Origin of the sequence: Brucella sp. NBRC 12950, from assembly GCF_030268145.1 — a bacterium.
Taxonomy (GTDB): Bacteria; Pseudomonadota; Alphaproteobacteria; order Rhizobiales; family Rhizobiaceae; genus Brucella.
Genome location: NZ_BSQC01000001.1, coordinates 130,797 through 156,780, shown reverse-complemented (window position 1 = coordinate 156,780; position 25,984 = coordinate 130,797). Strand labels below are relative to the sequence as shown.

Here is a 25,984-nt window from a genome sequence, read left to right as displayed (position 1 = left end):
TATGCACAAATCACAGATAGAAGATCAGAACAGCTTAACGCCGTCTTGGACTTTTTTATCGATTGCGGCGAGAACAACATCGCCATTTTCGTCAGGAAAACCAAGTGTCAGCACTTCGGACATGAAAGGTCCGATCTGCCGTGGTGGAAAATTGACCACAGCCATGATCTGCCGACCAACCAGATCCTCCGGCTGATAATGCTTGGTGATTTGTGCAGACGACTTCTTAATACCGATCTTGTCGCCAAAATCGATCTTCAGCTTAAAAGCTGGCTTGCGTGCTTCCGGGAATGGCACGGCCTCAACGATAGTTCCTGTGCGAATATCGACCTTCTCGAAATCAGCCCAGTTGATCGTTTCAGTTCCGCTCATTTTATCCCCCCGAAAGTAAAATCCCGGCGAACCCTGCCGGGATTTGAATTGATTATGCGCGTCCGACCGTTTCGAACAGCACGCTTTCCAGCGCTTCACGCGCACTGACACCGGACCAAACGACAAACTGAAACGCCTGGAAGTAGTTTTCGCAAGCTTCAAGCGCTGCCGAAAGCAACACTTCAACCTGACGGCTGGTCGGCTCCGCACCACCAGCAAGCAGAAGCGACTGACGATACATGATCGCGCCTTCCTGCTGCCAGAGATCGAAGTGGCCCATCAAAAGCTTTTCGTTGATGAGCGACAGCAACCGCATCACTTCATTGACCCGAGGTTCAGCAACCTTGATGTCAAAGGCACAGGCCAGATGCAGAGCTTCAAAGTCCTCCATCCAGGAGAACGAGATATGGTAGTCAGTCCAGTTACCTGCTACCGAAATTGCAATTTCGTCGTCGCCAGTCCGCTCGAACGTCCAGTCGTTTGAATTCGCAACATGCTCGATCACATCCACTGGATGTGCTTCGCGTGCAAATTCAAGCTCAAGAAGGCTCATGTCCGTTTCCTGTTCTGGGAAGCGCCTCGAAAGACACCTCCAAATTCCCGGCGCGCAAGTTACTGCTCGCCCGTACCCGGCCCTGCACAAGAATAAGTGCAGAAAAACAGGCACGAATTGATCGGTTGAGGAACTGACATGCTTAGACAGCATGCAACGCCTCAATGGCACACGCACATACGCAACTGATACTGGAAAGCAGCCTGGAAGACGCGAAAACTAAAACTACAGCCTCTCGCCGCTGCCTACATGACCACATTACGAATCATGTAGTGTTTTCAGTCTATTGATGCTGAATCTGAACGCCAGCCCCTTTTATAAAAAGAGGCATTAAAGCATGTGGAAATATGATTTGAGCGGACCGCAACCCCTGCCTTAAGCGACTCTAAGACAAGGGTTTTTGGCACTTACAGCCTGTTAATAAAAAATTATGAATTATCTTTGGATTTAGCAGCCGAAGCAGAGGTTTTTGCCGTTTTGGCAGTCGAATCAACTTCGAATTTGGCAAGACGGGCTTCCAATGCTTCAATTTTAACAAGCAGAGCAGCGTTTTCAGCACGCGCCTTGATTGCCATTTCACGCACCGCTTCGAAGTCTTCGCGCTGCACGACATCGAGCGTATTGAGCACGCGTTCGCTCTGCGAGCGTAATGCTGTCTCTACTTCGCGGCGTACGCCTTGCGCAGCGCCTGCCGCATCAGTCACAAGCTTGGCGAGTTCATCGAGAACCCGGTTTGATCCGCTGGTCATGGCATTCTTTCCTATCTTCGATACGGTCTTGTTGAAAACCTGATTTTGAAATAGGGCCGTCTCGGTTCTGATGCAAGTGAAGCTGTATAAACGTGATGACTTGACCACTCAGATATCGTCGCGCATCTTCCGCCGGAAAATGGAGTAATTGAATGATAGAGACGTTGCTGCCGGTTTCGGCTCTGGCTTTTCCAAACATCGATCCGGTGATCTTCTCGGTCGGCCCCCTTGCCGTTCATTGGTATGGACTAGGCTATGTCGTCGGCATCATGTTCGCATGGTGGTACGGCAAGAAGCTGCTGCGCAATCATCGTCTGTGGGGCAATAATCAGCCACCAATGCAGCCCGAAGCGCTTGATGATTTCGTCATCTGGGCAGCGCTTGGCGTCGTGCTCGGCGGGCGTATTGGCTATGTGCTGTTCTATAACTTCTCCTATTATCTCTCCAATCCGCTGGCCATTCCTGCGGTATGGGATGGCGGCATGTCGTTCCATGGCGGAATCTTAGGCACGACGATTGCGATGATCTGGTTCGCGCGCTCGCGCGGCATCAAGGTCTGGAGCATGTTTGATGTGATTGCGGCAGGCGTCCCCGTCGGACTTGGCGTCGTGCGCGTGGCAAACTTCATCAATTCCGAGCTCTGGGGCCGTGTCAGCGATGTGCCGTGGGCTTTCTATTTCCCAAATGGCGGACCAGAACCACGTCACCCAAGCCAACTCTATGAAGCATTCCTCGAAGGCTTTGTGCTGTTCTTCGTTCTTCTTCTGCTCGTGTGGGTTGGAAAAAAGCTGAAAGCCCCAGGCTTTATCGCTGGAACATTCGTCCTTGGTTATGGTCTCAGCCGCATTATCGTCGAGTTCTTCCGCGAACCGGATGCCCAGCTTGGCTATCTCATCGGTGGCTGGCTGACCATGGGAATGATCCTTTCCCTTCCAATGGTGATCATCGGCCTTTGGGCGATGTGGCGCGCCAACCGGGCAGCAGCGAAGAATGCCTGAGGCAACACTGAAAGACCGGCTGAAACGATTGATCGGCACCACAGGGCCGATCAGCGTCGCCGACTACATGGCCGCCTGCCTTGGTGATCGGGAACAGGGTTACTACACCACACGCGAACCCTTCGGGCGCGACGGCGATTTCATCACCGCCCCTGAAGTCAGCCAGATGTTCGGCGAACTCATCGGCATTTGGTGTGTCGGCGTGTGGGACGCTCTCGGACGCCCTGATAAAGCTGCGCTCTGTGAAATCGGTCCCGGCCGCGGCACGTTGATGAGCGATATGCTGCGTACGCTCGCCAAGCTCGCACCGCAAATGGCAGCTTCAATTCGTGTCGCCATGGTCGAGACCAGTCCGCGCCTCATTGAAAAGCAGAAGGAGAAGCTTTCAAACACCGGATATTCAATCGACTGGTTTGAGTGCTTCGCGGATATTCCTGATGGCCCGCTGATCCTCGTTTCCAACGAATTGTTCGACGCGATCCCTATCAGGCAGTTCGTGAAAGCCGATGGCCGCTTTGTCGAACGGCTGATAGCACTCAATGAACAAGACGAGCTCCAGTTCGTCAGCGGCGCAGCAGGCATTGATGCAGCGCTTCTACCAGCAAACCATCAGACAGTGCCCGACGGCACGATCTTTGAAGCTGCCCCTGCTCGCAACGCTTTGATGCAGGAAATTGCGCAGCGCATTGCCTCAACGCGAGGTGCAGCACTCTCCATCGATTATGGCCATCTGCAATCAGGCTTTGGCGATACGCTGCAAGCCATGCTGAAACATGCCTATGATGACGTCTTCGCCCACCCGGGAGAAGCAGATCTGACCAGCCATGTCGATTTCGACATGCTGGAAAAAACCGCGCGCAATTGCGGCTGCCTGACCGCAACCATGACGCAAGGTGACTTTCTGCTCGCTATGGGCCTCATCGACCGTGCCGGTCGCTTAGGTGCCGGGCGTGACGAAACTTTCCAGAATAAAATTCGCGAAGACGTCGAACGATTGGCGGCACCGGACCAGATGGGAACACTTTTCAAAGTGCTGGCAATCGCTGACCAACAAACAAAAATCTTCCCCCTTGATACATCCCAATAAATTGCATCGTCAAAAAGCTTCAATTGACAAGCCAATCTTGCTCCCCCACCATCCAGCCGTTTGAAAAGAGAAAGCTAATGATCGATAAGCCGCAACCGCTTCGCTCCCCCTTACTGGACGGCCCTGCCGGATCAAACGGCAAGCGTATTGCGCATGGCTTTTTCACCCGCAAAGGTGGCGTTTCAGATGGCATTTACGCTGGCCTCAACGTTGGCAGCGGCTCAAATGACGTGCCGGAACTCGTGACAGAGAATCGCCGCCGCGTTGCCGAAACACTTGGTATTGCGTCCGACCATCTGATGACTGTGCATCAGGTTCATTCGCCCGACGTGGTTTACGTCACAGAACCGTTGAGCACACCACGTCCAAAGGCCGATGCAATGGTGACGAATGTTCCGGGCATTGCCATTGGCGCGCTGTCGGCTGATTGCGGCCCGGTGTTGTTTGCCGATCATGAAGCAGGTGTCATCGGCTCGGCCCATGCAGGCTGGCGCGGTGCCTTTACAGGTGTACTTGAAAACACCGTTGAAGCGATGATCAAGCTTGGTGCCAGACGCGAGAACATTATTGCCGTTCTTGGTCCAACGATCGGCCCTGAAAATTATGAAGTCGGTCCGGAATTCTACTCAGAGTTCACTGGCAAAGACGCATCCTACACGAAATATTTTGAGCCTTCGGACAAGGAAGGCCACAAGCTTTTCGATCTCTGGGCCTTCATCACCGACCGTCTGACCAGCGCAGGTGTCAGAGCGGAAGCACTGCGTCAGTGCACCTATGCCGATGAAGACCAGTTTTATTCCTATCGGCGCACGACGCATCGCGGTGAGCCGGATTACGGTCGTCAGATTGCTGCCATCGCCATTGTAGAAGATTAAGGAGAACCGCATGGCCCTTCACTTCGAGCCGGAAGAATTCACCGCACGTCGCGACCGTCTGATCTTGAAGATGGAGGAAGAGAAACTGGATGCTTTGCTGCTTTTCGCGCAGGAAAGCATGTATTGGCTGACCGGCTATGACACGTTCGGCTTTTGCTTTTTCCAGTGTCTCGTCGTCAAAGCCGACGGTACAAGCGTGTTGATGACACGCTCCGCCGATCTGAGGCAAGCGCGCCATACCTCTAACATCGAGAATATCGTTGTCTGGACTGATCGCGACAATGCGAACCCGGCAATCGATCTGCGCAACATTCTCACTGAGCTTGATCTGCTCGGCACGCGCATCGGCATCGAATACCAAACTCACGGCCTCACCGGTGCCAATGCCCGCAAACTTGATGAGCAGTTGCAGAGCTTTGCCAAGCTCTATGATGCATCGGGCATGGTCGACAGTTTGCGCCTTCTCAAAAGCCCTGCTGAAATTGCTTTCACCAAGCGCGCAGCGGAACTCAGTGATGATGCGCTTGATGCTGCCCTGAAACTGGTCAAGGCTGGCGCGAGTGAAGCCGATATTCTCGCTGCCATGATGGCAGCTAATTTTGCAGGCGATGGCGACTATCCGGCCAATGAATATATTATCGGCTCTGGAGCCGATGCCCTGCTTTGCCGCTACAAAGCGGGACGACGCACACTTTCCGCCAATGACCAGCTTACGCTCGAATGGTCGGGCGTTTATCGCCATTACCATGCACCGATGATGCGCACGATCATCATTGGTCAACCAAGGCCTGAACATCAAAAGCTTTATGACGCCGCACGCGAAGCGTTGGAAGCCGTTGAAGAAGCCATGACACCTGCTTCGACATTCGGCGATGTATTCGACGCGCATTCGCGCACGATGGAGGCGCATGGCCTTACCCGGCATAGGCTCAATGCCTGTGGTTATTCTGTGGGCGCACGCTTTACGCCATCATGGATGGACCCGCAGATGTTCTATTCGGGCAACCCTGAAAGCATCCAGCCTGATATGACGCTCTTTGCGCACATGATCATCATGGATTCCGACACGGAAACCGCGATGACACTGGGGCAAACATATCTCACCACAAATGGTGCAGCTCTGCCATTGTCCCGCCATTCTCTTGATATCATTGCCAAGTAGCGCACAATCGGCGATAAATCCGACTGGCGCGGGAGTGGTCTGCGCTTTCAGGAGATGAAGCTGAACATGAACAAGGCACATCTTTCCGTGATGCTGTTGCTTGCTGGACTGCTTGCCGCCTGCAATAGCACTGAATCTGCATTGAATGTGCAGGGCGCCAATCAGCAATCCGGACAAACCACAACGCCACCTACGGGCCAAACGACTGACCCGGCGGCGACGCCTGCTGCCACAACGCCCGCACAGACAACAACGCCGACAGCACCGCAGCGTTCAGCATCGCTGAAGCCGGGCAAGCTTTATATTGCTCCCATCATCGGTGCGCCGGTTAATGTGGTCACTCCCCTCACCCACCGCATCAATGACGATGCGCGTGCAAAGGGCGTAGAGCTTTCAGGTAACAATGGCGCCGATGCAGCCTACGTCATGAAGGGCTATTTCTCGGTCCTGTCCGAAGATAATCAGACGACCGTACTCTATGTCTGGGACGTTATGGACGCCACCGGTAACCGCCTGCATCGCATTCAAGGGCAGGAAAAAGTACCAGGTGCTGCGGCAGACTCATGGAGCATCGTCCCGCCTTCTGCCATGCAATCAATCGCCGACAAGACCATGCAGGAATATTCGACCTGGCTTGCGGCAAATCGCGCATGAGAAAGCACTTATGCGGCAAAAGACTGAAATCTTTTGCTGAATCATGGGTGAAGCCCTGTGGGAAAGCACTTTGCGGAGGCTTTTTACTGTAATTGTGGCCAGACAGGACTTGCAATGACGGTGACTCTTTGCAATAGGCCGCTCATTCGAGAAAACCTTGAAAGCTGCGGCACTTGACACCTTGTGAAAGAGTACGCGGCTTTAAAGTTTTTAAGAGTGGTATAGCGTAACCGAACTTGCTTCGGCTCACGTTCACATAAGAGATTACGTCCGTTTCACGGACTTTTTGCGACAGAACGAAACTGCTCCGGCTTCAGAGGCAAAAAGAATGAAACTTTTCGCAGGCAACTCCAACCGGGTTCTTGCCGAATCCGTTGCTCAATATCTCAACATCCCGCTCGGTAAGGCCAGTGTTCGCCGTTTCGCCGATCAGGAAATCTTCGTAGAGATTCAGGAAAACGTGCGCGGCGAAGACGTATTCGTTCTGCAATCGACCTCCTATCCGGCAAACGACAATCTGATGGAACTGCTGATCATGATCGACGCGTTCCGTCGTTCGTCAGCACGCCGCATCACTGCCGTTCTCCCTTATTTCGGCTATGCTCGTCAGGATCGTAAGCCAGGCCCACGCACGCCGATCTCGGCAAAGCTGGTTGCCAATCTCATCACCGAAGCCGGTGCAAACCGCGTTCTGACGCTTGATCTTCATGCAGGTCAGATTCAGGGCTTCTTCGATATTCCGACCGACAACCTCTATGCTGTTCCGGTCATTGCGCGCGATGTGAAGGCAAACTACCCGACCGGCAATTGCATGGTCGTTTCGCCAGACGTTGGCGGTGTGGTTCGTGCTCGCTCGCTCGCAAAGCGTATCGATGCTCAGCTCGCAATCGTTGATAAGCGCCGTGAACGTCCGGGTGAATCGGAAGTCATGAACGTCATTGGTGACGTCAGCGGCAAAGACTGCCTGCTGTTCGACGATATCGTCGATTCCGGCGGCACGCTCTGCAATGCGGCCGAAGCTCTGCTTGCCAAGGGCGCGAAAAGCGTCACCGCTTACATCACACACGGCGTTCTGTCGGGTGGCGCTGTTGCCCGCATCGCTTCTTCAAAGCTGAAAGAGTTGGTCATTACCGACTCGATCCAGCCAACAACCGCCATCAACGACGCTCCAAATATCCGCGTTCTGTCGATCTCCAGCCTCATCGGTGAAGCTGTTGCGCGCACCGCCGCTGAAGAGTCGGTTTCAAGCCTGTTCGATTAATTTAATTACAATGCCCAGACATGCCGCAAGCAATAGCACGAGCGGCATGTTGAGCCTCAGAACGATAAGCAATAATGCCGCCGCGCCTGCGATCAGGACGGCGGCATTGTCTATTGTGCTGACGACTGGAAGCGGCAGGCTGAAAACGCCGATCGTTACGTCCCGAACCTGTGCAAACAAGACGTGCAGCGAGAACCAGAGCGCCAGATTGGCAATCACGCCGACCACCGCCGCCGTGATCCCGCCAAGCATGGCGGACAGCCAGCGCAGCTGACGCAGGCGCTCCACAAAAGGCGCACCAGCCAATATCCAGAGAAAGCACGGCACGAAGGTAAACCAGAGGGCGATTAACCCGCCCACGAGCCCGCCGACCAGTGGCGGCAGACCAGATAGATTGGCTGCACCCACAAACCCTACAAAGACCAGCACTAGGATCAATGGCCCCGGTGTGGTTTCTGCCAGTCCCAGTCCGGTCAGCATTTCACCGGGTTGCATCCAGCCGAAATGTTCGACAGCCTGCTGCGCTGTATAGGAGAGTGCGGCATAGGCACCGCCAAAAGTGACAGCTGCAAGCTTGGAAAAAAACGCGGCCTCAGCTGTAAATACATGTGCGCTGCCAAAAGCCAAATAGAGCATAATCAATGGCGCCAGCCACAAGCCACCCCAGATGAGAGTTTGCAGCGAAAACTCTCGAAATGCATGGGGAGCTGCGTGTGTAACAGAAGTTGCCACACCACCGCCTTGCAGCAAATGACGCAAACCGCCAGCTGCAGCTGCAAGCAGTACGACAATCGGAAACGGCAACTTCAGAAGCGCAATCGCAACAAAGGCTGCAATCGCTATCACATAAGAAAATCCGGAAGCCAATGTGCGCTTGGCCATCCGGTAAAGCGCTTCAAAAACGACGGCTAGCACTGCCGCCTTGAGGCCAAACAACAGACCAGCAACAACATCGACATGTCCAAAGGCAACATAAAGCGCCGACAAAGCCAGCATCACGCTCGCACCGGGCAAAACAAACAAAAGCCCTGCCAGCAACCCGCCGCGCCACCCTTTGACAGCCCAACCCGCATAGGTCGCAAGCTGCATGGCTTCCGGTCCCGGTAGTAACATGCAGAAATTAAGGGCATGGATCAGTCGTTCCTGATCCATCCAGCGCTTTTCATCAACAAGGATGCGCTGCAACATGGCAATCTGCGCAGCTGGCCCGCCAAACGACAAAAGCCCGACCTTGCCGAAAGTAACAAACAATTCTCGGAAATCAGGCTGCGGCGCTGTCGTCATTCTTGCTCTCTGTAAAATCCTCCCAGCAGTTACCGAGGATCATTACAGGTTCATGACGGTTTGCACAGAGCCGCTTTATTCAGCGGCAGTCGCTTCCTCCGCCTGATCATCGGGAGCATTTGGGTCGCCCGGTGCCGTCTCACATTCGAGATCCGGGAAGTTCACAATGCGCAAGCCTTTGAAATCATTGCGCACGACCAGCAATCCACGCTCTTCGAAATAGGTCAGCAAACGTCGGGCACGACTTAGCGAATGGGTGCCGTAAGCACGCGCGAGTGCCGCATCCGAAGGGCATATAGCGCCCGTTACCGCCGCCTGTGCGACAATCAGAAACACACCCTGCACGTCATCTGTGAGGCTTTCAGACAGCGCCAATGCCTTCTGCCATGTCTCACCGGTGGCTACATCGCTCTCAATGCTTGCTTGCGCAACCGCAAGACGACGACGGAAAGCAGGCAAAGCCAGCGGCTCACCCGGAACGCGGTGAATGCGGCAGCGCACAAGAAAATCCTGATAAAGCACCGCGACCGAACGGAAAGACGCTTCGGGATCATCAACGATCTCGCGCATCACCTTCTCAAGCAGACTGTCGCGCTCGGCTTCCACAATGCCTGGAAACAATGGCGCTTCAACCGGCTCTGCTTCCGGCTTTGGCTTTGCCACCTGCGCCAGAATTTCTGCCGTCGATGGTGGCGGAGGCGGTGGTGGCGTGCGGCGAACAACAGTCCGGATTTCTTCAGGCGCTGGTGTGAAGATCAGATCGCGCGCGTCTTCCGGTGCATCGGGCAAAGGCATGAGCTTGGGCGACGACGATCGCGCAGAGGTTTCGACCTTTCCGATTTTGATCGGCAACGGGCGGCGCGACAAAGCAGGTCCAAGTGCAATGAAATGGCCGCGCTGCAGATCGCGAAACTGTTCTGCCTGCTTACGTTCCATCCCAAGAAGATCGGAGGCACGCGCCATATCAATGTCAAGGAAGGTACGACCCATCAGGAAGTTCGATGCTTCGGCGGCGACATTCTTGGCAAGCTTTGCAAGGCGCTGCGTGGCAATCACTCCGGCCAGACCACGCTTGCGGCCACGGCACATCAGGTTCGTCATGGCACCAAGCGAGAGCTTACGCGCGTCATCTGATACTTCGCCTGCAGCAGCGGGCGCAAAGAGCTGAGCCTCGTCAACAACCACCAGCATCGGATACCAGTAATCACGTTCTGCATCAAACAGTCCGCCGAGGAAAGCTGCTGCCGCACGCATCTGCTGCTCGACATCCAGACCTTCGAGATTGAGCACGACCGACACGCGATGCTGGCGAATGCGGCTTGCAATACGTGTAAGTTCAGCTTCCGAGCGTGCTGCATCGACCACCACATGGCCATGAAGGTCCGCGAGCGTTACGAAATCACCTTCGGGATCAATGATGCACTGCTGCACCCATTGCGCGCTCTGCTCTAGCAGGCGGCGCAACAGATGTGACTTGCCGGACCCCGAATTGCCCTGCACCAGAAGGCGGGTTGCGAGAAGCTCTTCAAGATCAAGCATGGCCTGTTTGCCACCACCAAGCGCCGCTGCCGAGGCAGAGCCGCTTCCAGCAACAGAACCCATGTCGATACCGACCTGCATCTCGTTTCCTTTATTTCATAAATGATATAACGACTCGCAATACAAAGGCGGTCGATTAGCCATGCGCTTAACATTTTTGACGCGGCCATTGCCACCCGTTAAGACAAAAGCCCACAGAAGCTGTGTTTCACAGGCAAAAAACTTGCACATGGAATGCCTATGGTCTATAGGCCTGCCATCCGCGTAGACACCCTTGGAGGCAACGCGGAATGGAGCGGTCCGGTCTTTCACTCTGTGAAGGGCATTTCGGGCTGTTTCATGTCGTTCGCTGGAGCATGAAAGTGCTTAGTTAAAACTGCGATCGACACTCCAGTAACTTTGAAAGGTAATGCCATGAGCGATACTTACGTGCTCAAGGCCGATCTGCGCAGCCGGGTTGGTAAGGGGTCCTCCCGCGAACTTCGCCGCAACGGCCTGATTCCTGCAGTCATCTATGGCGACAAGCAGGAGCCAATCTCGATTGCTGTTTCCTATAAGGAAATCTTCTACAAGATCCACGGCGGCGGCTTCAAAACCACTGTTGCTACGATCGAAGTAGACGGCAAGAAGATCCAGGTTCTCCCTAAGGACTACCAGCTGGATCCAGTTCGCGACTTCCCACAGCACGTTGACTTCCTCCGCGTTTCCGCGAAGTCGGTTGTTCACGTCAACGTTCCAGTTCACTTCAAGAACGAAGAAGCAGCACCGGGCATCAAGCGCGGCGGCGTTCTCAACATCGTTCGTCACGACGTTGAACTGATCGTTCCAGCGAACGCGATTCCAGAAGCTCTCGAATTCGACCTCACCGGTCTCGAAATCGGCGATTCGGTTCACATTTCGGCTATCAAGCTGCCGAAGGGTGCAACTGCTGCTATTCAGGACCGTGACTTCACGATCGCCACCATTGCTGCACCTGCCGGCCTCAAGTCGGAAGAAAATGCAGAAGGCGAAGCAGAAGCCAACGAAAGCGAATAATCGCTTTACGCATTATAGGGGCTCTGAACCATGCTGCTCATCGCAGGACTTGGCAATCCCGGCCCCCAATATGCGCATAACCGACACAATATCGGTTTCATGGCGGTGGATGAAATATTCCGCCGCCATAGATTTTCTAACTGGCAGAAGAAGTTCAAGGCCGAAATCGCCGATGGCGTGATCGACGGGGAAAAAGTGCTTCTCATCAAGCCAATGACTTTCATGAACCTTTCCGGCCAGTCGATTGGCGAAGCCATGCGCTTCTACAAGCTGACCCCTGCCGATCTCGTCGTGATCTATGACGAGCTTGACCTTGCGCCTGCAAAGCTGCGCATCAAGACGGGCGGCGGTTCCGGTGGTCATAATGGTATCAAATCAATAGACGCCCATGTGCAGGCTTTCCCCGGCGGCAAAGACTATCGTCGTATGCGCCTTGGCATCGGCCATCCGGGCGCAAAAGAGCTGGTTCACAACCACGTTCTGGGCGACTTCGCCAAAGTCGATAATGAATGGCTGGATAAGCTGTTTGGCGCCATCTCGGACAATATTGGCCTGCTGGCCAAAAAAGAAGACAACAGCTTCATGAACCGCGTGGCAGTCGTCATGGGTGATGGCAATCAGCGTCCCAACGGCTTCAAAGCTGACCCTGAACAGGCAGCCAAAGCTCCACCAAAAGCACAGAGCCACATTCGGCAGGCGCGCCAGAGCGCAGCCAAGCCGAACATTCCGGCAAGTGGCCCGATGGCTGAAATGTTGAAAAAGCTGCTTGGCAAGAAGGACTAAACTATGAGCGATGTCGTTTATATGTTTGCCATGAGCCTTGATGGCTTCATCGCCAATGATGATGGCAGCTTTGACTGGCTGGAACAGTTTCCGCCGGATGACGGCTTCGGCTTCGATGAGTTCATGGCTGGCATCACCGGCATCGTCATGGGACGTGACACTTTTGATGTGGTTCGTTCTATTCCGGAATGGCCTTATGGCTCACTGCCAGTCGTTGTTGCAACGCATCAGAAATTCGACAATCTGCCAGCAAGCACCGCCACTATGGCTGGTACGCCAGATGAACTTCTCGCGAAGTTGAAAGCCATGGGAGCGGATGGCCGCATATGGCTCATGGGCGGCGGCGATCTGGCGCGGCAATTTCTTGATGCTGGCCTGCTTGACATCATCGATATAGGAACTATTCCGGTCATTCTGGGAAGCGGCAAGCCGGCTTTCAAAAAATCATCTCGCCACTGGCTGGATCTGCAATCCGCCAAGGCGCTTCATAATGGCGCCGTGCGCTCAATTTACCGCGTAAAGCGATAAAGGACGAATATCATGGGTTTCAAATGCGGCATCGTCGGTCTGCCTAATGTTGGCAAGTCCACGCTTTTTAACGCGCTGACCAAGACTGCGGCAGCACAGGCTGCAAACTATCCGTTCTGCACCATTGAGCCAAATACCGGCGAAGTGGCAGTTCCCGATCCTCGCCAGAATGGCATTGCGAAAATCGCAGGTTCCAAGGAAATCATCCCAACCCGCATCAACTTCGTTGACATTGCTGGTCTGGTGCGCGGCGCGTCCAAGGGTGAAGGTCTGGGCAACCAGTTCCTCGCCAACATCCGTGAAGTCGATGCGATCGTGCATGTTCTTCGTTGCTTTGAAGACGACGACATCACCCATGTTGAAGGCCGTATCGATCCTGTGTCGGACGCTGAAACTGTTGAAACGGAGCTGATGCTGTCGGATCTCGAAAGCATCGAGCGCCGTATCGTTCAGATCCGCAAGCGTGCTTCGTCCAAGGACAAGGAAGCAACGACTGTTCTGCCAGTGATGGAACAGGCACTTGAGCTGCTGCAGAACGGCAAGCCGGTTCGCCTGATGCTGAAAGACATTGCACCAGATGATCTGCTGATCCTCAAGGGTCTTAATCTGCTCACCTCAAAGCCTGTGCTTTATGTCTGCAACGTCGCTGAAAGCGATGCTGCCAATGGCAATGAGTACAGTGCTGCTGTTGCAAAGATGGCTGCTGAACAGGGCGCCGAAAGCGTTATTATTTCAGCTGCGATTGAAGCTGAAGTTGCACAGCTCGCTGACGAGGAAGCCAAGGAATATCTCGACGCCATGGGCTTAGAGGAACCGGGCCTCGACCGTCTTATTCGTGCAGGCTACAAGCTGCTCGACCTCATCACCTATTTCACCGCTGGCCCCAAGGAAACACGCGCATGGACTATCCGTCGCGGAACCAAAGCTCCGGGTGCTGCTGGCGTCATCCACACGGATTTTGAGCGCGGCTTCATTCGTGCACAGACCATCGCCTATGAGGACTACATCAAGTTCAATGGTGAAGTCGGCGCCAAGGAAGCAGGCAAGGCGCGGGACGAAGGCAAGGAATACATCGTCCATGACGGCGATGTGATGCTGTTCCGCTTCAATACCTGATAAAACGAAGGCCGCTACAAAATAGCGGCCTTTTTGCTTATTCGGGAGGAGACCGGATTGACTGATAAGACGCCCAAATATGCTTATGAAGATTTCACGCAAGGACTGAAGCTTCCATTCGGACCGCGCACCATTAGCAAAGAAGAGATTATCGAATTCGCCCGTGAGTTCGATCCACAGCCCTTCCACCTTGATGAAGAAGCCGGCAAGGCAAGCGTCCTTGGAGGCCTGGCTGCTTCGGGCTGGCATACCGTGTCGCTTTTCATGCGCATGGTCTGGGATGCCTATCTTAAAGATTCGACCTCGCAAGGCAGCCCCGGCATAGAATTCAACCGCTGGAAACGGCCTGTTCTTGCAGGCGATACATTGAGCGGTTTCTCAACCGTCCTTGATCGCCGCCGCTCTAAATCCATGCCGCATGTGGGATTCCTCACGGTCTATAATGAGATCGTCAATCAGCGTGGCGAGGTTGTTTGCGAACTACAGCACACCGCCATGGTCGGCCTTCGCAATCCTGAGCGCGAAGGAGACGAAGCATGAGCTTTATTGAAGAGCATCTTGGTGAAGAGCTGACCATCGGCAGCTATACATTCACCGCAGAAGAAATCATCCACTTCGCTTCAAAATTCGACCCGCAGCCGTTTCATCTGGATGCGGAAGCAGCCAAGAAAAGCGTGCTTGGCGGCCTCTGTGCGTCGGGCTGGCATACCACAGCAGTCTTCATGAAGCTGAACGTGGCATCCATTGTTGAGGCAACAAAAGATGCAATGAAGCGCGGCGAAGTTCCGCCGACATTTGGCCCCTCACCCGGCTTTGAAAACCTCAAATGGATGCGCCCGGTCTATGCAGGCGACACGATCACCTATAAGCGCACCGTCCATGCGGTCCGCCCTCTCAGCTCGCGTCCCGGCTGGTCGATGCTGAGTATGAGCACCAGTGCTTATAACCAAAACGGCGAAAAGGTTTTGTCCTTTGACAATGCCGCCATGGTAAAGCTGCCCGCTTAACGAAAAAGGCCCGGAAAACTCCGGGCCTTTTCTTCTGAGGGTGAGGTGAATCAATCACCTTCAAATTCGACAAGCGTGCGGACCGGAACGCCGAGAGCTTCGAGCTTCTTGCGTCCGCCAAGGTCTGGCAGATCGATGATAAAGCAGGCCGCGACGATATTGGCACCCATCTGTAGAAGTAGCTTGGCTGCAGCTTCTGCCGTGCCACCAGTTGCAATCAGATCGTCAACGAGAATAATGCGTTCGCCCTTTTCGATGGCGTCGCGATGCATTTCCATTTCGTCGATGCCGTATTCAAGGCTGTAGGCAATACGAACGGTATCGCGCGGCAACTTACCCTTCTTGCGGATCGGCACAAAGCCAGCCGAAAGCTGATGTGCAATCGCGCCGCCAAGAATGAAGCCGCGTGCTTCGATACCGGCAACCTTATCGACCTTGTTTCCGGCATAAGGATAAACCAGCTCATCCACCGCACGGCGAAATGCCTGCGCATCGCCCATAAGCGTGGTGACATCACGGAACTGAACACCGGGTTTTGGATAATCGGGAATGGTTCTGATCGCGTCCTTCAAAGTGGCTTTGAACCCGGATTCCATTTTCAGTCCTTTCGATGCGAATAAATCTAAGGTGCTTTTCTCATTTCAAAAGCACTTCTTTTTTCAGATTATCTTCAATCACGATATGGCCGCTACGCCAAGCTTATTCAAAGCCGTTCCCGATCATTCTCGACAGTGTATCCCGGGAATGGTGGCTCACTGATGAAAACCGCGAGATCGCTGATGTGATACGCGCAAAAGAAAAAGGGCGCCTCGCAGCGCCCTTAACATTCAACTTTAATCAGAAGATCAGTGCTTCACATCAGACCAGACCGAACGCTTGGCAATGTAAACAAGGCCGGCGAACAGAATGAGGAAGATGATGACGCGGAAGCCAGTCTTCTTGCGATCTTCCAGATGCGGCTCTGCAGCCCACATCAAAAACGCAGAAACGTCACGCGCATACTGGTCTACCGTCTGTGGAGAACCATCGTCGTAAGTCACCTGATCGTCACTGAGTGGCTTAGCCATGGCCAGCGACTTGCCCGCGATGAAATACGGATTGTAGTGCGTGCCTTCCGGTACATGCATACCTGCAGGCGGCTGTTCATCATAGCCGGTCAGCAGAGAGTGGATGTAATCCGGACCTGCTTCAGCATATTGCGTGAATATGTCGAAGATAAAGGTCGGGAAACCACGCTCAACTGCACGCGCCTTCGCAATCAGCGAAAAGTCAGGCGGAGCTGCACCGTTGTTAGCTGCAGCCGCTGCATTCGCATTCGCAAATGGCGATGGAAAATGATCAGTCGGGATTGCCTTGCGGGTGAACATTTCACCGTCTGCATTCGGGCCATCCTGTACTTCATATTCCGCAGCAAAAGCCTTTACCTGCTCAGGCGAATAGCCAAGGTCTTCCAGCGTGCGGAAGGCCACCAGGTTCATCGAATGGCAAGCTGAGCAGACTTCCTTATAGACCTTGAGACCGCGCTGAAGCTGTCCCTTGTCATAAGTTCCGAATGGGCCAGAGAAGGTCCACTTTTCCTGCTTTGGATGGTGGATCGGAAAGTGTTCCGGCTCCCCCTCACCGCCACCGACGGCAAAAGCACCACCCATCGTCACACCCAACGCAACCAGCGGAGCGATGCCGAAAGCAGCGAAACTCTTGAGGATGTTTTTCATTGATACGTCCTTCATCTCTCGCTGCTTCAGCCCTTGATTTCCACTGGGGCGATCTCGGCCTTGCCTTCATTCTTTTCCAGCACGGCCTCGGTAATCGAGTTCGGCAGACGCTTCGGCGTTTCGATCAAGCCAAGAACGGGCATGATGACGATGAAGAATGCGAAGTAGTAGAGCGTGCCAAACTGGGCCATCAGCGTGTAGACGCCTTCAGCCGGACGCGAACCCAACCAGCCAAGGAAGATGGCATTGATGACAAACAGCCAGAAGAACAACTTGAACAACGGGCGGTAAACTGCCGAACGGACCTTCGATGTATCGAGCCAAGGCACGACAAAGAGGATCGCGATCGAACCGAACATGGTCAGAACGCCGCCAAGCTTTGAGTCGATCGGGCCGATATTGAAGGTGATCGCACGCAGCATCGCGTAGAACGGCAGGAAGTACCATTCAGGAACAATGTGAGCTGGCGTCTTCAGTGAGTCAGCCGGAATGTAGTTATCCGGATGGCCCAGGAAGTTTGGCATGTAGAAGACGAAGTAAGCGAAGAAAATGAAGAACACGAGCGCGCCGAAAGCATCCTTGATGGTTGCATAAGGCGTGAACGGCAGCGTGTCTGTCTTCGACTTCACTTCAATCCCTGTCGGATTAGTCTGCCCGGTTACGTGCAAAGCCCATACGTGCAGGATAACAACGCCCACAATCATGAACGGCAGCAGATAATGCAGCGAGAAGAAGCGGTTAAGCGTTGGATTATCAACGGCAAAGCCACCGAGCAGCAATTGCTGGATCGGCTCGCCGATTATCGGAAAGGCCGTAAAGAAGCCCGTGATAACCGTCGCACCCCAGAAGGACATCTGTCCCCAAGGCAGAACATAACCCATGAAGGCGGTTGCCATCATGAGAAGGAAGATCACCACGCCGAGGATCCAAAGCAGCTCGCGCGGTGCCTTGTAGGAGCCGTAATAAAGACCGCGAGCAATATGAAGATAAACGGCGATAAAGAAGAATGATGCACCGTTTGCGTGCATGTAACGCAGCAGCCAACCAGAGTTGACGTCACGCATAATCTTTTCAACGGAGTTGAATGCAATGCCCGTATCCGCAGCATAATGCATGGCCAGCACGATACCGGTGATGAGCTGCGCAATAAGCATAAAGCTTAGAATGCCACCAAAGGTGTACATATAGTTCAGGTTACGCGGCGTCGGATAGGCAACAAAGGAATCATAGACCAGGCGCGGCAAAGGAAGCCGTTCGTCGACCCATTTTTCGATGCCGGTCGAGGGCGTATATGTGGAGTGATTACCACTCATGTTTTCTCTCCCCAAGATCTGTCTTAGCCGATCCTGATGACCGTATCGGAAGCAAATGCGTATTCCGGAATGTGCATGTTTTCCGGCGCCGGACCGCTGCGGATACGACCCGCAGTGTCATAGGTCGAGCCATGGCACGGGCAGAACCAGCCGCCAAACGAACCAGACTCACCCAGTGGCACGCAACCAAGGTGGGTACAAACACCGATCATGATGATCCAGTTTTCCTTACCTTCACCAGCAGAACGCGCAACGTCGGTCGCCTGTGCGTCCGAAGCAAGATTGGCGTTACGGGCATTCGGATCTTTAAGATCGCCAAGCGCTGTTGTCTTTGCGTCCTCTATTTCCTTGGCCGTACGGTTACGGATGAAAACTGGCTTACCGCGCCATTTGACGGTGAGCGATGCGCCTTCTGCGAGAGAAGAAACATCAACCTCAATAGACGCTGCAGCAAGCGTCGAAGCGTCGGGGCGCATCTGGTCGATAAACGGCCATGCCAGTCCGCCGACACCGACGACACCGGCCATTCCCGTCGCAATATACAAAAAATCACGCCGTGTCGGCTCAGCCGTGTCGTGTGCGCTCACGTGCCAATTCCTTTTTAACCTGGATATCCAATTGAAATCTCCCCTCGTTCCCTTGCACTTAGGCAAAAGCAGTCCAGCCTTTCGCGTTCACGCAAAAAGCAGTTCTACAATTGCTTGCAGAACGAAATTCCCTCCATCTCAACATTCAGGTTTAGGCAGGTTGAAATGCCTTGTCCAGACGCCAACCCCATAGGACGGCACCATGTCGCAGGCTGATTTATTGGGATGTTTTAAAAGCGACAAAACAAAACAAGCCGCTCAAATCTAACTTTGAGCGGCTTGGTGAGTGCCGTCTGAAAATGCCTGAAATTAGCTGTTTATACCGAGAAAACCGCCCGACTGGCGGGCCCAGAGGCCCGCATAGATTCCGCCTTGCGCAATCAATTCCTCATGGGTGCCTTCTTCGATAATCCGGCCCTTGTCCATGACGATGAGGCGATCAAGAGCTGCGATAGTCGAAAGCCGGTGTGCAATTGCGATAACGGTCTTGCCTTCCATAAGCTGACGAAGATTCTCCTGGATCGAGGCTTCAACTTCTGAGTCGAGTGCCGAGGTTGCTTCATCCAGAATGAGGATCGGTGCGTCTTTCAGGATAGCACGCGCAATCGCAATACGCTGACGCTGACCGCCCGAAAGCTTGACGCCACGCTCACCGACAAAAGCATCGAAGGATTTCCGTCCATTGAAGTCTTCCAGCTTCGCGATGAACTCGTCTGCTTCGGCCTGTCGTGCAGCCTGCGCAAGCTCTTCATCCGTGGCATCGTCACGCGCCAGCATGATGTTGTCGCGCAGCGAACGGTGCAGCAGCGCTGTTTCCTGACTGACGACCGCAAAGGCGCGCCGCAGGGAGGATTGCGTCACATCGCGAACATCCTGACCATCGACAAGGATCGCGCCTTTCTCAACATCATAAAGACGCAGGATCAGATTGATGAGTGTCGACTTGCCCGCCCCTGAATGGCCAACAAGCCCGACCCGCTCGCCACCCCTGATGGAAAAGTTGATACCGTCGAGAACACCCGCCGCCTTACCATAATGAAACGTGACATTCTGAATATCGATGCGCGCTTCGGTAATCTGTAATGGTTTTGCACCGCGCTTGTCTTCCAGACCCAATGGTTCGGAAACAAGCTTCATCGAATTTTCTATCAGCCCAAGCTGACGCAGCATACCATTCAGCTGCATCATCAGACGGCCAAGCAGCATATTAAGACGCAACACCAGACCGAGCGTGAACGACACCTGACCAACAGTGATGGCATCTTTGGTCCACAGGTCGATGGTAATTGCTGCAACAGTCACAATCATCAGACCTGACAAGGCGGTCATGGCAAGACGCACGCCGGTCAGTGAGCGCATAAACGGCAGGATTGCCCCGAGATAGCGCATAAAACCGTCGCGCATATAGCGCTCATCGTCATCGACGGTGTTGAGCTTGATAGTCTGGATATTGGAATAGCTATCAACGATACGGCCGTTGATCAGGGAGCCCGCTTCGGCGGAGGCTTCAGCATTCTTTCGAATGCGCGGCAAATAGTGCCGGGCAATCAGGCCGAAAGCCACGATCCATGCGATCACCGCAGCAGCCAGCCGCCAGTCGAGGCGACCCACCAGAAACAGCGTCGTCACGCTATAGATCGCCATGAACCAGACGACCTGAATGAGACTTTCAATCAGATCACCTGCCGCCTGCCCCGCCTGCCAGACCTTGGTGGCAATGCGCCCGGCAAAATCATTCTGAAAAAATGCATAGGATTGCCGCTGGACATATGAATTCGCCTGCCAGCGGATCATGTTGTAGAAACCGGGCGAAAGTGTCTGTCCCTCAAGAAGGGTGTTTATGGCGGTGACAACAAAACGGATCACAAGAACCGTGATCCCCATGAACAGAAGTTCCGGACCCGCAGCCTGAAACAGTGCCGACCAGCTACGCTCGACACCGCCTTTGCCTGCCTGATCGAGAATATCGACAAGCCTGCCCGTGAAATAAAACAGCCCCGCCTCCACAAGAGGCAGAAGACCGCCAACAGCCAATGATGCTGCAAGCGGCCATTTAGCCTGTCGCGCATAATGCCAGAGGAAGGCCAATGTTGTTGAAGGCGGTCTAAGCTTGTCCGGTTCGCGGAAGGGATTAACCCAACGCTCGAACAGGCTATAAACCGCTTTCATCAATTGCGTATTCCTTACTTTGCCATTTCCGCTTCGGTCTGCTCGTCAAAACCAAGGAACCCACCCGACTGACGCGCCCATAGTCCGGCATAAATGCCGCCGAGCGCAACAAGTTCCTCATGCGTGCCATCTTCGACAATCTGTCCCTTGTCCATCACAACGAGGCGATCAAGGGCGGCGATAGTCGAAAGGCGATGGGCAATCGCAATAACGGTCTTGCCTTCCATCAGTGTGTTGAGACTGTCCTGAATGGCTGCCTCCACTTCCGAGTCGAGTGCAGAGGTTGCCTCATCCAGAATTAGGATCGGCGCATCCTTCAGCATCACGCGCGCAATCGCGATACGCTGGCGCTGGCCACCGGAAAGCTTCACACCACGCTCACCGACATGAGCATCCAGTCCGCGTCGGCCCTTGGCATCAGTCAATAGAGGAATGAACTGGTCAGCTTGAGCGAGACGGATTGCCCGTTCGACCATTTCTTCTGTCGCATCCGGACGGCCATACATGATGTTCTCGCGCACCGAGCGATGCAGCAAAGACGTGTCCTGCGTAACCATGCCGATGCTTGCGCGAAGCGAATCCTGCGTGATCTTGGAAATATCCTGCCCATCAATCAGGATGCGGCCTTTCTCAAGATCGTAGAAACGCAGCAGCAGATTGACGAGCGTGGATTTACCCGCACCGGAACGTCCGACGAGACCGATCTTCTGCCCGGCCTGAATATCGAGCGACAGGCCTTCGATAACACCCTTGCCCTTGCCGTAGTGGAAACCGATCTTGTCGAAATCCAGCGCACCCTTGCTCACTTTCAGCACAGGCGCATTTGGCGTATCCACCACTTCATGTGCGCGCGAAATCGTCGTGATGCCGTCTTCCACCGTGCCGATATTTTCGAACAGTGCAGACATTTCCCACATGATCCACTGCGACATGCCGTTAAGGCGCAGCACAAGGCCGATACCGACAGCAACAGCACCCACGGAAATGGCTTCATTCATCCAGAGCTTGATGCCGATCACACCCACAGCAAACAGCAGGATGCAGTTCGCCATATAAAGCGTGAAGTGGAACATCGTTATCAGACGCATCTGTCGATGCACCGTGACGAGGAAGCCATCGAGGCTTTCTTTCACATAAGACTCTTCACGGCTTGAATGCGAGAACAGCTTTACTGTCGCGATGTTGGTATAGCTATCGACGATACGTCCGGTCATGGACGAACGCGCATCAGCCTGCTGTTCGGAAATCACCCTGAGACGCGGAATGAAGAAACGCAGCAGGATGATGTAGACGATCAGCCAGACCGCAAACGGGATCATCAGAACAATATCCGCCGAGGCCGCGATAAACAGCGTACCGGCAAAATAGACGATGACGTAGTTCAGCACGTCGAGCAGCTTCATCACCGTTTCACGCACAGCGAGAGCAGTCTGCATCAGCTTGGTCGAGATACGTCCGGCAAACTCGTCCTGAAAGAACGACATGGACTGACGGATCAGATAGCGATGCATCAGCCAGCGCACACGCATCGGATAGTTGCCGAGCAACGTCTGGTGAATAAGCAGCGAGTGGATGAGAACCACGCCCGGCAAACCGACCAGAACGACGCCCGCGATCAGCGCAAGCCGCCAGCCTTCATTGCTCAGGAATGTCTCACGCGACTGGTGCGAAAGCCAGTCGACGATATTGCCCATGAAGGCAAAAAGCGACACTTCGATAATAGCGATCAGTGTCGTGAAAATTGCCATGCCGATAATCCATGGCCATGCGCCACGGGTGTAATAAAGGCAAAAGGCTACCAGCCCGCGCGGAGGCTCGCGCGGCGGTTCTTCGGGATAAGCTTCGAGTCGTTTTTCAAACCATTTGAACATGGCGATCCTTTTACGGGCACCTTGCAAAATTTCCAAGTCGGAACAGGAACAAAAAGGGAATATTTTCGTGATGCTAGAATGATTTTATTCTTGCGGGCACCATCCCGCGAATTGATGTGTTGACGTGTGCGACACAACCAATCTGAACACTTGCAGCCATCGGATTTGTGAGCTACCCGCCTTATATGGATCTGCGTATCGCCCTTTACCAGCCCGACATTCCCGGCAACACGGGAACCATTCTGCGCATGGCCGCCTGCCTCGGCTTCGCGGTGGACCTGATCGAGCCTGCAGGCTTCGACGTTTCCGACAGATCATTGAAACGCGCAGGCATGGATTATCTCGAACAGGCCGCCCTCACCCGCCATGCGGACTGGCAGCATTTCAACGATTGGCGCAACCGGGCAGGCAAGCGCCTCGTGTTGCTGTCGACCAAGGCCGCGATCCCCTATACGGAATACGCGTTTCAGGAAAATGACATCCTGTTGTTCGGGCGGGAGTCCGCAGGCGTCCCTGACAGCATTCAGGACATCGCGGATGCGCGACTGATTATCCCTATGGTGCCGGGTGCCAGATCCCTCAATCTTGCGGTTTCTGTTGCGATCACGGCAGGCGAAGCTCTGCGCCAGCAAAATTTAAAAAGCGATTCCGTTTCAACCGCATAGACGGACAAACGGAATCAGTTCCCGAAGCAGATTTAATATTCAGTCAGAAAAGGTTCTTCTCCGATGAAGCCATCGTTCCGCACTTCTGTTCTTACGGCCTCTCTTCTGGCAACCGCAGTTGCCGCTCCTGCATTTGCACAGACTGCTGAAACCATTTCGCCAAAGGTCATGGTCATCACCATGTTCGGTGAGGAAGCAAAGCCTTGGTTGGAAGGTGAAAAGTTCACGCAGAAGCTGAAGCTTGCGGGCTTGAGCCCTGAATATCCTGAGATCGATTGTACGGCTGAAGGCCTCTGCCACATGACCACGGCCATGGGTTTTGCCAATGCAGCCAGTGCGGTCTCGGCAATGGCGCTGAGCGACAAGCTTGATCTGAGCCACACCTATTTCCTCATCGCCGGTATCGCAGGCGTTGATCCTAAACATGGCACACTCGGTTCTGCGCATTGGGCAAAATACGCAATCGATGCCAACCTCAACCATCGCATTGATATCCGCGAAGCACCTGAAGGCTGGGCGACTGATTTCTTCGGTCTCGGCGCAGCAAAGCCGGGTGAAAAGCCAAAATGGGCTGCAGGCACGGAAGTCTTCGAACTCAATGGCAAGCTTGCCGATTACGCACTCGCAACGACCAAGGGCGTTGAACTTCTCGACAGCGACGATGCCAAGGAATATCGCAAGCATTACACGGAAGAAGCAGCAACCAGCGCGCCTCAGGTCACAATCTGCGATACCGCATCGGGCGACACATACTGGCACGGCAGCAAGCTCGGCGAAGCCATGGAACAGTGGGCAAAGCTCCTGACCGATGGCAAAGCGAACTACTGCACGTCACAGATGGAAGACAATGCAACGCTGACCTCGCTCAAGCGCGCAGCCGACGCAGGCAAGCTCGATTATGACCGTATTGCGCTGCTGCGTACGTCTTCCAACTTCGACCGTCAGGGCAAAGACCAGACGGCGGCAGAATCCCTTGCTGCGAAGTCGGGCGGTTTCCCGCTGGCAACGACCAATGCCTATCGCGTTGGCAAGGCATATGCTGACAGCATCATCAAGGATTGGAAGTCGTGGGAGCAGGCCCCTCAGACGGAAGCGAAGTAAAGCTGTAATGCTATAACGACTCAGAAATGAAAACGCCCTTCGGCAAAACCGGAGGGCGTTTTCGCAAATGCCTGATTTGAATCTGGTTTCAATGGCTTAAAGCGTCTCGTTGACTCAGATCTCTAATCCGATGTCGGCAGGCGACGCATCGTAAATTCGATGACATCATCAGGCCGTTCACACCAGCTTTCGATTTCAGTCCAATAGGCAGCTTTGGGGAAAGCCTCAAACCATTCCCGCGCTTTATCGCGTGCGGCCTGTCGCGGTAGGGTGAATGTCTCGCGGACAAACCCGTCGCGTGGCATACGGCTCTTCTTGGCACGACCTTTTTCTAGCTGCTTGCGCAAGCCTTCAAGTGGTGGGCGGGGCGAAGATGCGGTCATGCAATTGCCTCCCGAAACAAGGGAAAACTCGAAACTTCCAATCCCTTGGAAGCTTAAGATAGGGAAGCAACGACTTCATGACGAGTCTTTTCTTGGGGAGAGGAATTCGCACCCGCAAGCCGCGCACTCTTCGCGCTTTGCCAGACTGCAGGACTTTGCTAAGTCAAGAAGATAGACGTTTGAATTTTTGCGGCCTTTCGGTCGCTCGGTACATTGCGTGAGAGGATATCCAAAATGCAGCGCGACGAAATTCCGGCAATCATCCCGCAAGATATCGAAGAGAAAAAGCAAGCCGCCCAGAACTGGTTTGAAGAACTGCGCGACCGTATCTGCGCGAGCTTTGAACAGCTCGAAGACGATTTGCAGGGCCAGCTTTCCGATCAGGAGCCAGGACGCTTTGTTCGCACCCCATGGCAGAAGGATGAAGGCAACGGTGGTGGCGGTGTCATGTCCATCATGCATGGCCGTGTCTTTGAAAAAGTCGGCGTGCATGTCTCGACCGTCTATGGTGAATTTTCTCCTGAGTTCCGCAAGCAGATACCGGGCGCCGAAGAAGATCCACGCTATTGGGCAAGCGGCATTTCACTGATCGCGCATCCGCAGAACCCGAATGTGCCAGCCGTCCATATGAACACCCGCATGGTCGTGACCACACGCCAATGGTTCGGTGGTGGTGCCGACCTTACGCCCGTTCTCGATGACCGCCGCACACAGGAAGATCCGGACACCCTCGCCTTTCACAAGGCGTTCCGCTTCATCTGTGAAAAGCATAAGGACATTGTCGATTATCAGCGTCTGAAAGAATGGTGCGACGAATATTTCTACCTGCCACACCGCAATGAAGCCCGCGGCATCGGCGGCATCTTCTATGACTGGCTGCATTCAACCGAAGAACAGGGCGGCTGGGATAAGGATTTCGCTTTTACCCGCGATGTCGGTCGTGGTTTCTCGGTGGTCTATCCGCATCTTGTACGCCAGAATTTCAACAAGGACTGGACACCAGAACAGCGCGAGGAACAGCTGATCCGTCGCGGACGCTATGTCGAATTCAACCTGCTTTATGATCGCGGTACGATCTTTGGTCTCAAGACCGGCGGCAATGTGAATTCCATTCTGTCGTCGATGCCACCCGTAGTGAAGTGGCCGTAACAGATAGTATGAATCAAACAAAAGGGCG

27 protein-coding genes are annotated in these 25,984 nt (G+C 54.1%); 15 read left to right on the top strand and 12 right to left on the bottom strand.

The features are described 5' to 3' along the window. Positions 1 to 24: 24 nt before the first annotated feature. The 3 genes from QSJ70_RS00730 to QSJ70_RS00720 all read right to left on the bottom strand — a co-directional run bounded on the left by QSJ70_RS00730 (position 25) and on the right by QSJ70_RS00720 (position 1,674). Positions 25 to 372 carry a tRNA-binding protein gene (locus tag QSJ70_RS00730; protein ID WP_007875980.1) on the bottom strand — a complete coding sequence of 116 codons (348 nt, stop codon included), beginning with the start codon at positions 370 to 372 and terminating at the stop codon, positions 25 to 27. Positions 373 to 424: 52 nt separating this feature from the next. After that, positions 425 to 925 (bottom strand): type III secretion system chaperone family protein, encoded by a 501-nt coding sequence (locus QSJ70_RS00725; protein WP_007875981.1) that lies wholly within the window; start codon positions 923 to 925, stop codon positions 425 to 427. A 428-nt stretch (positions 926 to 1,353) separates the two neighbouring features. Beyond that, positions 1,354 to 1,674 (bottom strand): accessory factor UbiK family protein, encoded by a 321-nt coding sequence (locus QSJ70_RS00720; RefSeq protein WP_007875982.1) that lies wholly within the window; start codon positions 1,672 to 1,674, stop codon positions 1,354 to 1,356. 152 nt (positions 1,675 to 1,826) lie between these two features. Between QSJ70_RS00720 and lgt the strand changes: the two genes are divergently transcribed. The 6 genes from lgt to QSJ70_RS00690 all read left to right on the top strand — a co-directional run bounded on the left by lgt (position 1,827) and on the right by QSJ70_RS00690 (position 7,711). Continuing rightward, on the top strand, positions 1,827 to 2,672 hold the full coding sequence (gene lgt, locus QSJ70_RS00715; protein ID WP_285534472.1) for a prolipoprotein diacylglyceryl transferase: 846 nt from the start codon (positions 1,827 to 1,829) through the stop codon (positions 2,670 to 2,672). Next, positions 2,665 to 3,759 (top strand): class I SAM-dependent methyltransferase, encoded by a 1,095-nt coding sequence (locus QSJ70_RS00710; RefSeq protein WP_285534471.1) that lies wholly within the window; start codon positions 2,665 to 2,667, stop codon positions 3,757 to 3,759. The genes lgt and QSJ70_RS00710 overlap by 8 nt, the downstream gene beginning before the upstream one ends. Positions 3,760 to 3,836: 77 nt before the next feature. Beyond that, positions 3,837 to 4,634 carry a peptidoglycan editing factor PgeF gene (pgeF, locus tag QSJ70_RS00705; RefSeq protein ID WP_105518775.1) on the top strand — a complete coding sequence of 266 codons (798 nt, stop codon included), beginning with the start codon at positions 3,837 to 3,839 and terminating at the stop codon, positions 4,632 to 4,634. 10 nt (positions 4,635 to 4,644) lie between these two features. Further along, on the top strand, positions 4,645 to 5,796 hold the full coding sequence (locus QSJ70_RS00700; protein WP_285534470.1) for a M24 family metallopeptidase: 1,152 nt from the start codon (positions 4,645 to 4,647) through the stop codon (positions 5,794 to 5,796). A gap of 54 nt (positions 5,797 to 5,850) precedes the next feature. Continuing rightward, the gene (locus QSJ70_RS00695) at positions 5,851 to 6,450 is read left to right on the top strand and encodes a hypothetical protein (protein ID WP_007875992.1); all 600 of its coding nucleotides are present in this window, start codon (positions 5,851 to 5,853) and stop codon (positions 6,448 to 6,450) included. 328 nt (positions 6,451 to 6,778) lie between these two features. Continuing rightward, positions 6,779 to 7,711: a ribose-phosphate pyrophosphokinase gene (locus QSJ70_RS00690; RefSeq protein ID WP_007875994.1), complete on the top strand. Its 933-nt coding sequence runs from the start codon at positions 6,779 to 6,781 to the stop codon at positions 7,709 to 7,711. Here QSJ70_RS00690 and chrA read toward each other — a convergent pair. Together chrA and QSJ70_RS00680 are read right to left on the bottom strand one after the other, a co-directional pair. Continuing rightward, positions 7,694 to 8,995: a chromate efflux transporter gene (gene chrA, locus QSJ70_RS00685; protein ID WP_285534468.1), complete on the bottom strand. Its 1,302-nt coding sequence runs from the start codon at positions 8,993 to 8,995 to the stop codon at positions 7,694 to 7,696. The genes QSJ70_RS00690 and chrA overlap by 18 nt on opposite strands. A 75-nt stretch (positions 8,996 to 9,070) precedes the next feature. Beyond that, complete coding sequence (locus QSJ70_RS00680; protein ID WP_285534466.1) at positions 9,071 to 10,615, bottom strand: helicase HerA domain-containing protein; 1,545 nt, start codon at positions 10,613 to 10,615, stop codon at positions 9,071 to 9,073. Positions 10,616 to 10,948: 333 nt separating this feature from the next. On the opposite strand from QSJ70_RS00680, the gene QSJ70_RS00675 reads away from it, so the two are divergent. Genes QSJ70_RS00675 through QSJ70_RS00650 form a run of 6 tightly spaced genes read left to right on the top strand, consistent with a single transcriptional unit; the run spans position 10,949 to position 15,003 of the window. Continuing rightward, positions 10,949 to 11,569 (top strand): 50S ribosomal protein L25/general stress protein Ctc, encoded by a 621-nt coding sequence (locus QSJ70_RS00675; protein WP_007876000.1) that lies wholly within the window; start codon positions 10,949 to 10,951, stop codon positions 11,567 to 11,569. Positions 11,570 to 11,599: 30 nt separating this feature from the next. Then, entirely contained in the window at positions 11,600 to 12,352 is a 753-nt protein-coding gene (gene pth, locus QSJ70_RS00670) for an aminoacyl-tRNA hydrolase (protein ID WP_007876001.1), read from the top strand. A 3-nt stretch (positions 12,353 to 12,355) separates the two neighbouring features. Next, the gene (locus QSJ70_RS00665; RefSeq protein ID WP_007876003.1) at positions 12,356 to 12,880 is read left to right on the top strand and encodes a dihydrofolate reductase family protein; all 525 of its coding nucleotides are present in this window, start codon (positions 12,356 to 12,358) and stop codon (positions 12,878 to 12,880) included. Between the two features lie 12 nt (positions 12,881 to 12,892). After that, positions 12,893 to 13,996 (top strand): redox-regulated ATPase YchF, encoded by a 1,104-nt coding sequence (gene ychF / locus QSJ70_RS00660; RefSeq protein WP_007876005.1) that lies wholly within the window; start codon positions 12,893 to 12,895, stop codon positions 13,994 to 13,996. Between the two features lie 57 nt (positions 13,997 to 14,053). Further along, positions 14,054 to 14,536: a MaoC family dehydratase gene (locus QSJ70_RS00655; protein WP_200635028.1), complete on the top strand. Its 483-nt coding sequence runs from the start codon at positions 14,054 to 14,056 to the stop codon at positions 14,534 to 14,536. Beyond that, the gene (locus QSJ70_RS00650; RefSeq protein WP_007876010.1) at positions 14,533 to 15,003 is read left to right on the top strand and encodes a MaoC family dehydratase; all 471 of its coding nucleotides are present in this window, start codon (positions 14,533 to 14,535) and stop codon (positions 15,001 to 15,003) included. Before QSJ70_RS00655 ends, QSJ70_RS00650 begins: the two co-directional genes overlap by 4 nt. 50 nt (positions 15,004 to 15,053) lie before the next feature. Here the strand turns inward: QSJ70_RS00650 and QSJ70_RS00645 are convergent, their stop codons facing one another. The 6 genes from QSJ70_RS00645 to QSJ70_RS00620 all read right to left on the bottom strand — a co-directional run bounded on the left by QSJ70_RS00645 (position 15,054) and on the right by QSJ70_RS00620 (position 22,658). Continuing rightward, positions 15,054 to 15,599: an adenine phosphoribosyltransferase gene (locus QSJ70_RS00645; protein WP_064320877.1), complete on the bottom strand. Its 546-nt coding sequence runs from the start codon at positions 15,597 to 15,599 to the stop codon at positions 15,054 to 15,056. Between the two features lie 249 nt (positions 15,600 to 15,848). After that, complete coding sequence (locus QSJ70_RS00640) at positions 15,849 to 16,718, bottom strand: cytochrome c1 (RefSeq protein ID WP_285534460.1); 870 nt, start codon at positions 16,716 to 16,718, stop codon at positions 15,849 to 15,851. A 26-nt stretch (positions 16,719 to 16,744) separates the two neighbouring features. After that, the gene (locus QSJ70_RS00635) at positions 16,745 to 18,031 is read right to left on the bottom strand and encodes a cytochrome b (protein WP_007876025.1); all 1,287 of its coding nucleotides are present in this window, start codon (positions 18,029 to 18,031) and stop codon (positions 16,745 to 16,747) included. A gap of 23 nt (positions 18,032 to 18,054) precedes the next feature. Further along, the gene (gene petA, locus QSJ70_RS00630; protein WP_007876027.1) at positions 18,055 to 18,618 is read right to left on the bottom strand and encodes a ubiquinol-cytochrome c reductase iron-sulfur subunit; all 564 of its coding nucleotides are present in this window, start codon (positions 18,616 to 18,618) and stop codon (positions 18,055 to 18,057) included. 309 nt (positions 18,619 to 18,927) lie between these two features. Then, positions 18,928 to 20,787, bottom strand: a complete 1,860-nt coding sequence (locus tag QSJ70_RS00625; protein WP_285534459.1) for an ABC transporter ATP-binding protein — start codon at positions 20,785 to 20,787, stop codon at positions 18,928 to 18,930. Between the two features lie 14 nt (positions 20,788 to 20,801). After that, positions 20,802 to 22,658 carry an ABC transporter ATP-binding protein gene (locus QSJ70_RS00620; protein WP_285534457.1) on the bottom strand — a complete coding sequence of 619 codons (1,857 nt, stop codon included), beginning with the start codon at positions 22,656 to 22,658 and terminating at the stop codon, positions 20,802 to 20,804. Positions 22,659 to 22,843: 185 nt separating this feature from the next. Here QSJ70_RS00620 and QSJ70_RS00615 point away from each other — a divergent pair, with 185 nt between their 5' ends. Both QSJ70_RS00615 and QSJ70_RS00610 read left to right on the top strand, forming a co-directional pair. Beyond that, on the top strand, positions 22,844 to 23,323 hold the full coding sequence (locus QSJ70_RS00615) for a tRNA (cytidine(34)-2'-O)-methyltransferase (RefSeq protein ID WP_112805603.1): 480 nt from the start codon (positions 22,844 to 22,846) through the stop codon (positions 23,321 to 23,323). A gap of 63 nt (positions 23,324 to 23,386) precedes the next feature. Beyond that, the gene (locus QSJ70_RS00610) at positions 23,387 to 24,424 is read left to right on the top strand and encodes a purine-nucleoside phosphorylase (RefSeq protein ID WP_285534456.1); all 1,038 of its coding nucleotides are present in this window, start codon (positions 23,387 to 23,389) and stop codon (positions 24,422 to 24,424) included. A gap of 122 nt (positions 24,425 to 24,546) precedes the next feature. Here the strand turns inward: QSJ70_RS00610 and QSJ70_RS00605 are convergent, their stop codons facing one another. Beyond that, entirely contained in the window at positions 24,547 to 24,807 is a 261-nt protein-coding gene (locus QSJ70_RS00605) for a hypothetical protein (RefSeq protein ID WP_007876038.1), read from the bottom strand. Positions 24,808 to 25,041: 234 nt separating this feature from the next. On the opposite strand from QSJ70_RS00605, the gene hemF reads away from it, so the two are divergent. Beyond that, a complete protein-coding gene (gene hemF / locus QSJ70_RS00600; protein WP_112805601.1) occupies positions 25,042 to 25,956 on the top strand; it encodes an oxygen-dependent coproporphyrinogen oxidase in 915 nt (304 codons plus the stop codon). The last annotated feature ends 28 nt before the right edge of the window (positions 25,957 to 25,984 follow it).

Bases quoted from the DNA above. Each gene is read 5' to 3' on its own strand.
- QSJ70_RS00730 (WP_007875980.1), bottom strand. From the start codon at position 372: ATGAGCGGAACTGAAACGATCAACTGGGCTGATTTCGAGAAGGTCGAT.
- QSJ70_RS00725 (WP_007875981.1), bottom strand. From the start codon at position 925: ATGAGCCTTCTTGAGCTTGAATTTGCACGCGAAGCACATCCAGTGGAT.
- QSJ70_RS00720 (WP_007875982.1), bottom strand. From the start codon at position 1,674: ATGACCAGCGGATCAAACCGGGTTCTCGATGAACTCGCCAAGCTTGTG.
- lgt (WP_285534472.1), top strand. From the start codon at position 1,827: ATGATAGAGACGTTGCTGCCGGTTTCGGCTCTGGCTTTTCCAAACATC.
- QSJ70_RS00710 (WP_285534471.1), top strand. From the start codon at position 2,665: ATGCCTGAGGCAACACTGAAAGACCGGCTGAAACGATTGATCGGCACC.
- pgeF (WP_105518775.1), top strand. From the start codon at position 3,837: ATGATCGATAAGCCGCAACCGCTTCGCTCCCCCTTACTGGACGGCCCT.
- QSJ70_RS00700 (WP_285534470.1), top strand. From the start codon at position 4,645: ATGGCCCTTCACTTCGAGCCGGAAGAATTCACCGCACGTCGCGACCGT.
- QSJ70_RS00695 (WP_007875992.1), top strand. From the start codon at position 5,851: ATGAAGCTGAACATGAACAAGGCACATCTTTCCGTGATGCTGTTGCTT.
- QSJ70_RS00690 (WP_007875994.1), top strand. From the start codon at position 6,779: ATGAAACTTTTCGCAGGCAACTCCAACCGGGTTCTTGCCGAATCCGTT.
- chrA (WP_285534468.1), bottom strand. From the start codon at position 8,995: ATGACGACAGCGCCGCAGCCTGATTTCCGAGAATTGTTTGTTACTTTC.
- QSJ70_RS00680 (WP_285534466.1), bottom strand. From the start codon at position 10,615: ATGCAGGTCGGTATCGACATGGGTTCTGTTGCTGGAAGCGGCTCTGCC.
- QSJ70_RS00675 (WP_007876000.1), top strand. From the start codon at position 10,949: ATGAGCGATACTTACGTGCTCAAGGCCGATCTGCGCAGCCGGGTTGGT.
- pth (WP_007876001.1), top strand. From the start codon at position 11,600: ATGCTGCTCATCGCAGGACTTGGCAATCCCGGCCCCCAATATGCGCAT.
- QSJ70_RS00665 (WP_007876003.1), top strand. From the start codon at position 12,356: ATGAGCGATGTCGTTTATATGTTTGCCATGAGCCTTGATGGCTTCATC.
- ychF (WP_007876005.1), top strand. From the start codon at position 12,893: ATGGGTTTCAAATGCGGCATCGTCGGTCTGCCTAATGTTGGCAAGTCC.
- QSJ70_RS00650 (WP_007876010.1), top strand. From the start codon at position 14,533: ATGAGCTTTATTGAAGAGCATCTTGGTGAAGAGCTGACCATCGGCAGC.
- QSJ70_RS00645 (WP_064320877.1), bottom strand. From the start codon at position 15,599: ATGGAATCCGGGTTCAAAGCCACTTTGAAGGACGCGATCAGAACCATT.
- QSJ70_RS00640 (WP_285534460.1), bottom strand. From the start codon at position 16,718: ATGAAAAACATCCTCAAGAGTTTCGCTGCTTTCGGCATCGCTCCGCTG.
- QSJ70_RS00635 (WP_007876025.1), bottom strand. From the start codon at position 18,031: ATGAGTGGTAATCACTCCACATATACGCCCTCGACCGGCATCGAAAAA.
- QSJ70_RS00625 (WP_285534459.1), bottom strand. From the start codon at position 20,787: ATGAAAGCGGTTTATAGCCTGTTCGAGCGTTGGGTTAATCCCTTCCGC.
- QSJ70_RS00620 (WP_285534457.1), bottom strand. From the start codon at position 22,658: ATGTTCAAATGGTTTGAAAAACGACTCGAAGCTTATCCCGAAGAACCG.
- QSJ70_RS00615 (WP_112805603.1), top strand. From the start codon at position 22,844: ATGGATCTGCGTATCGCCCTTTACCAGCCCGACATTCCCGGCAACACG.
- QSJ70_RS00610 (WP_285534456.1), top strand. From the start codon at position 23,387: ATGAAGCCATCGTTCCGCACTTCTGTTCTTACGGCCTCTCTTCTGGCA.
- QSJ70_RS00605 (WP_007876038.1), bottom strand. From the start codon at position 24,807: ATGACCGCATCTTCGCCCCGCCCACCACTTGAAGGCTTGCGCAAGCAG.
- hemF (WP_112805601.1), top strand. From the start codon at position 25,042: ATGCAGCGCGACGAAATTCCGGCAATCATCCCGCAAGATATCGAAGAG.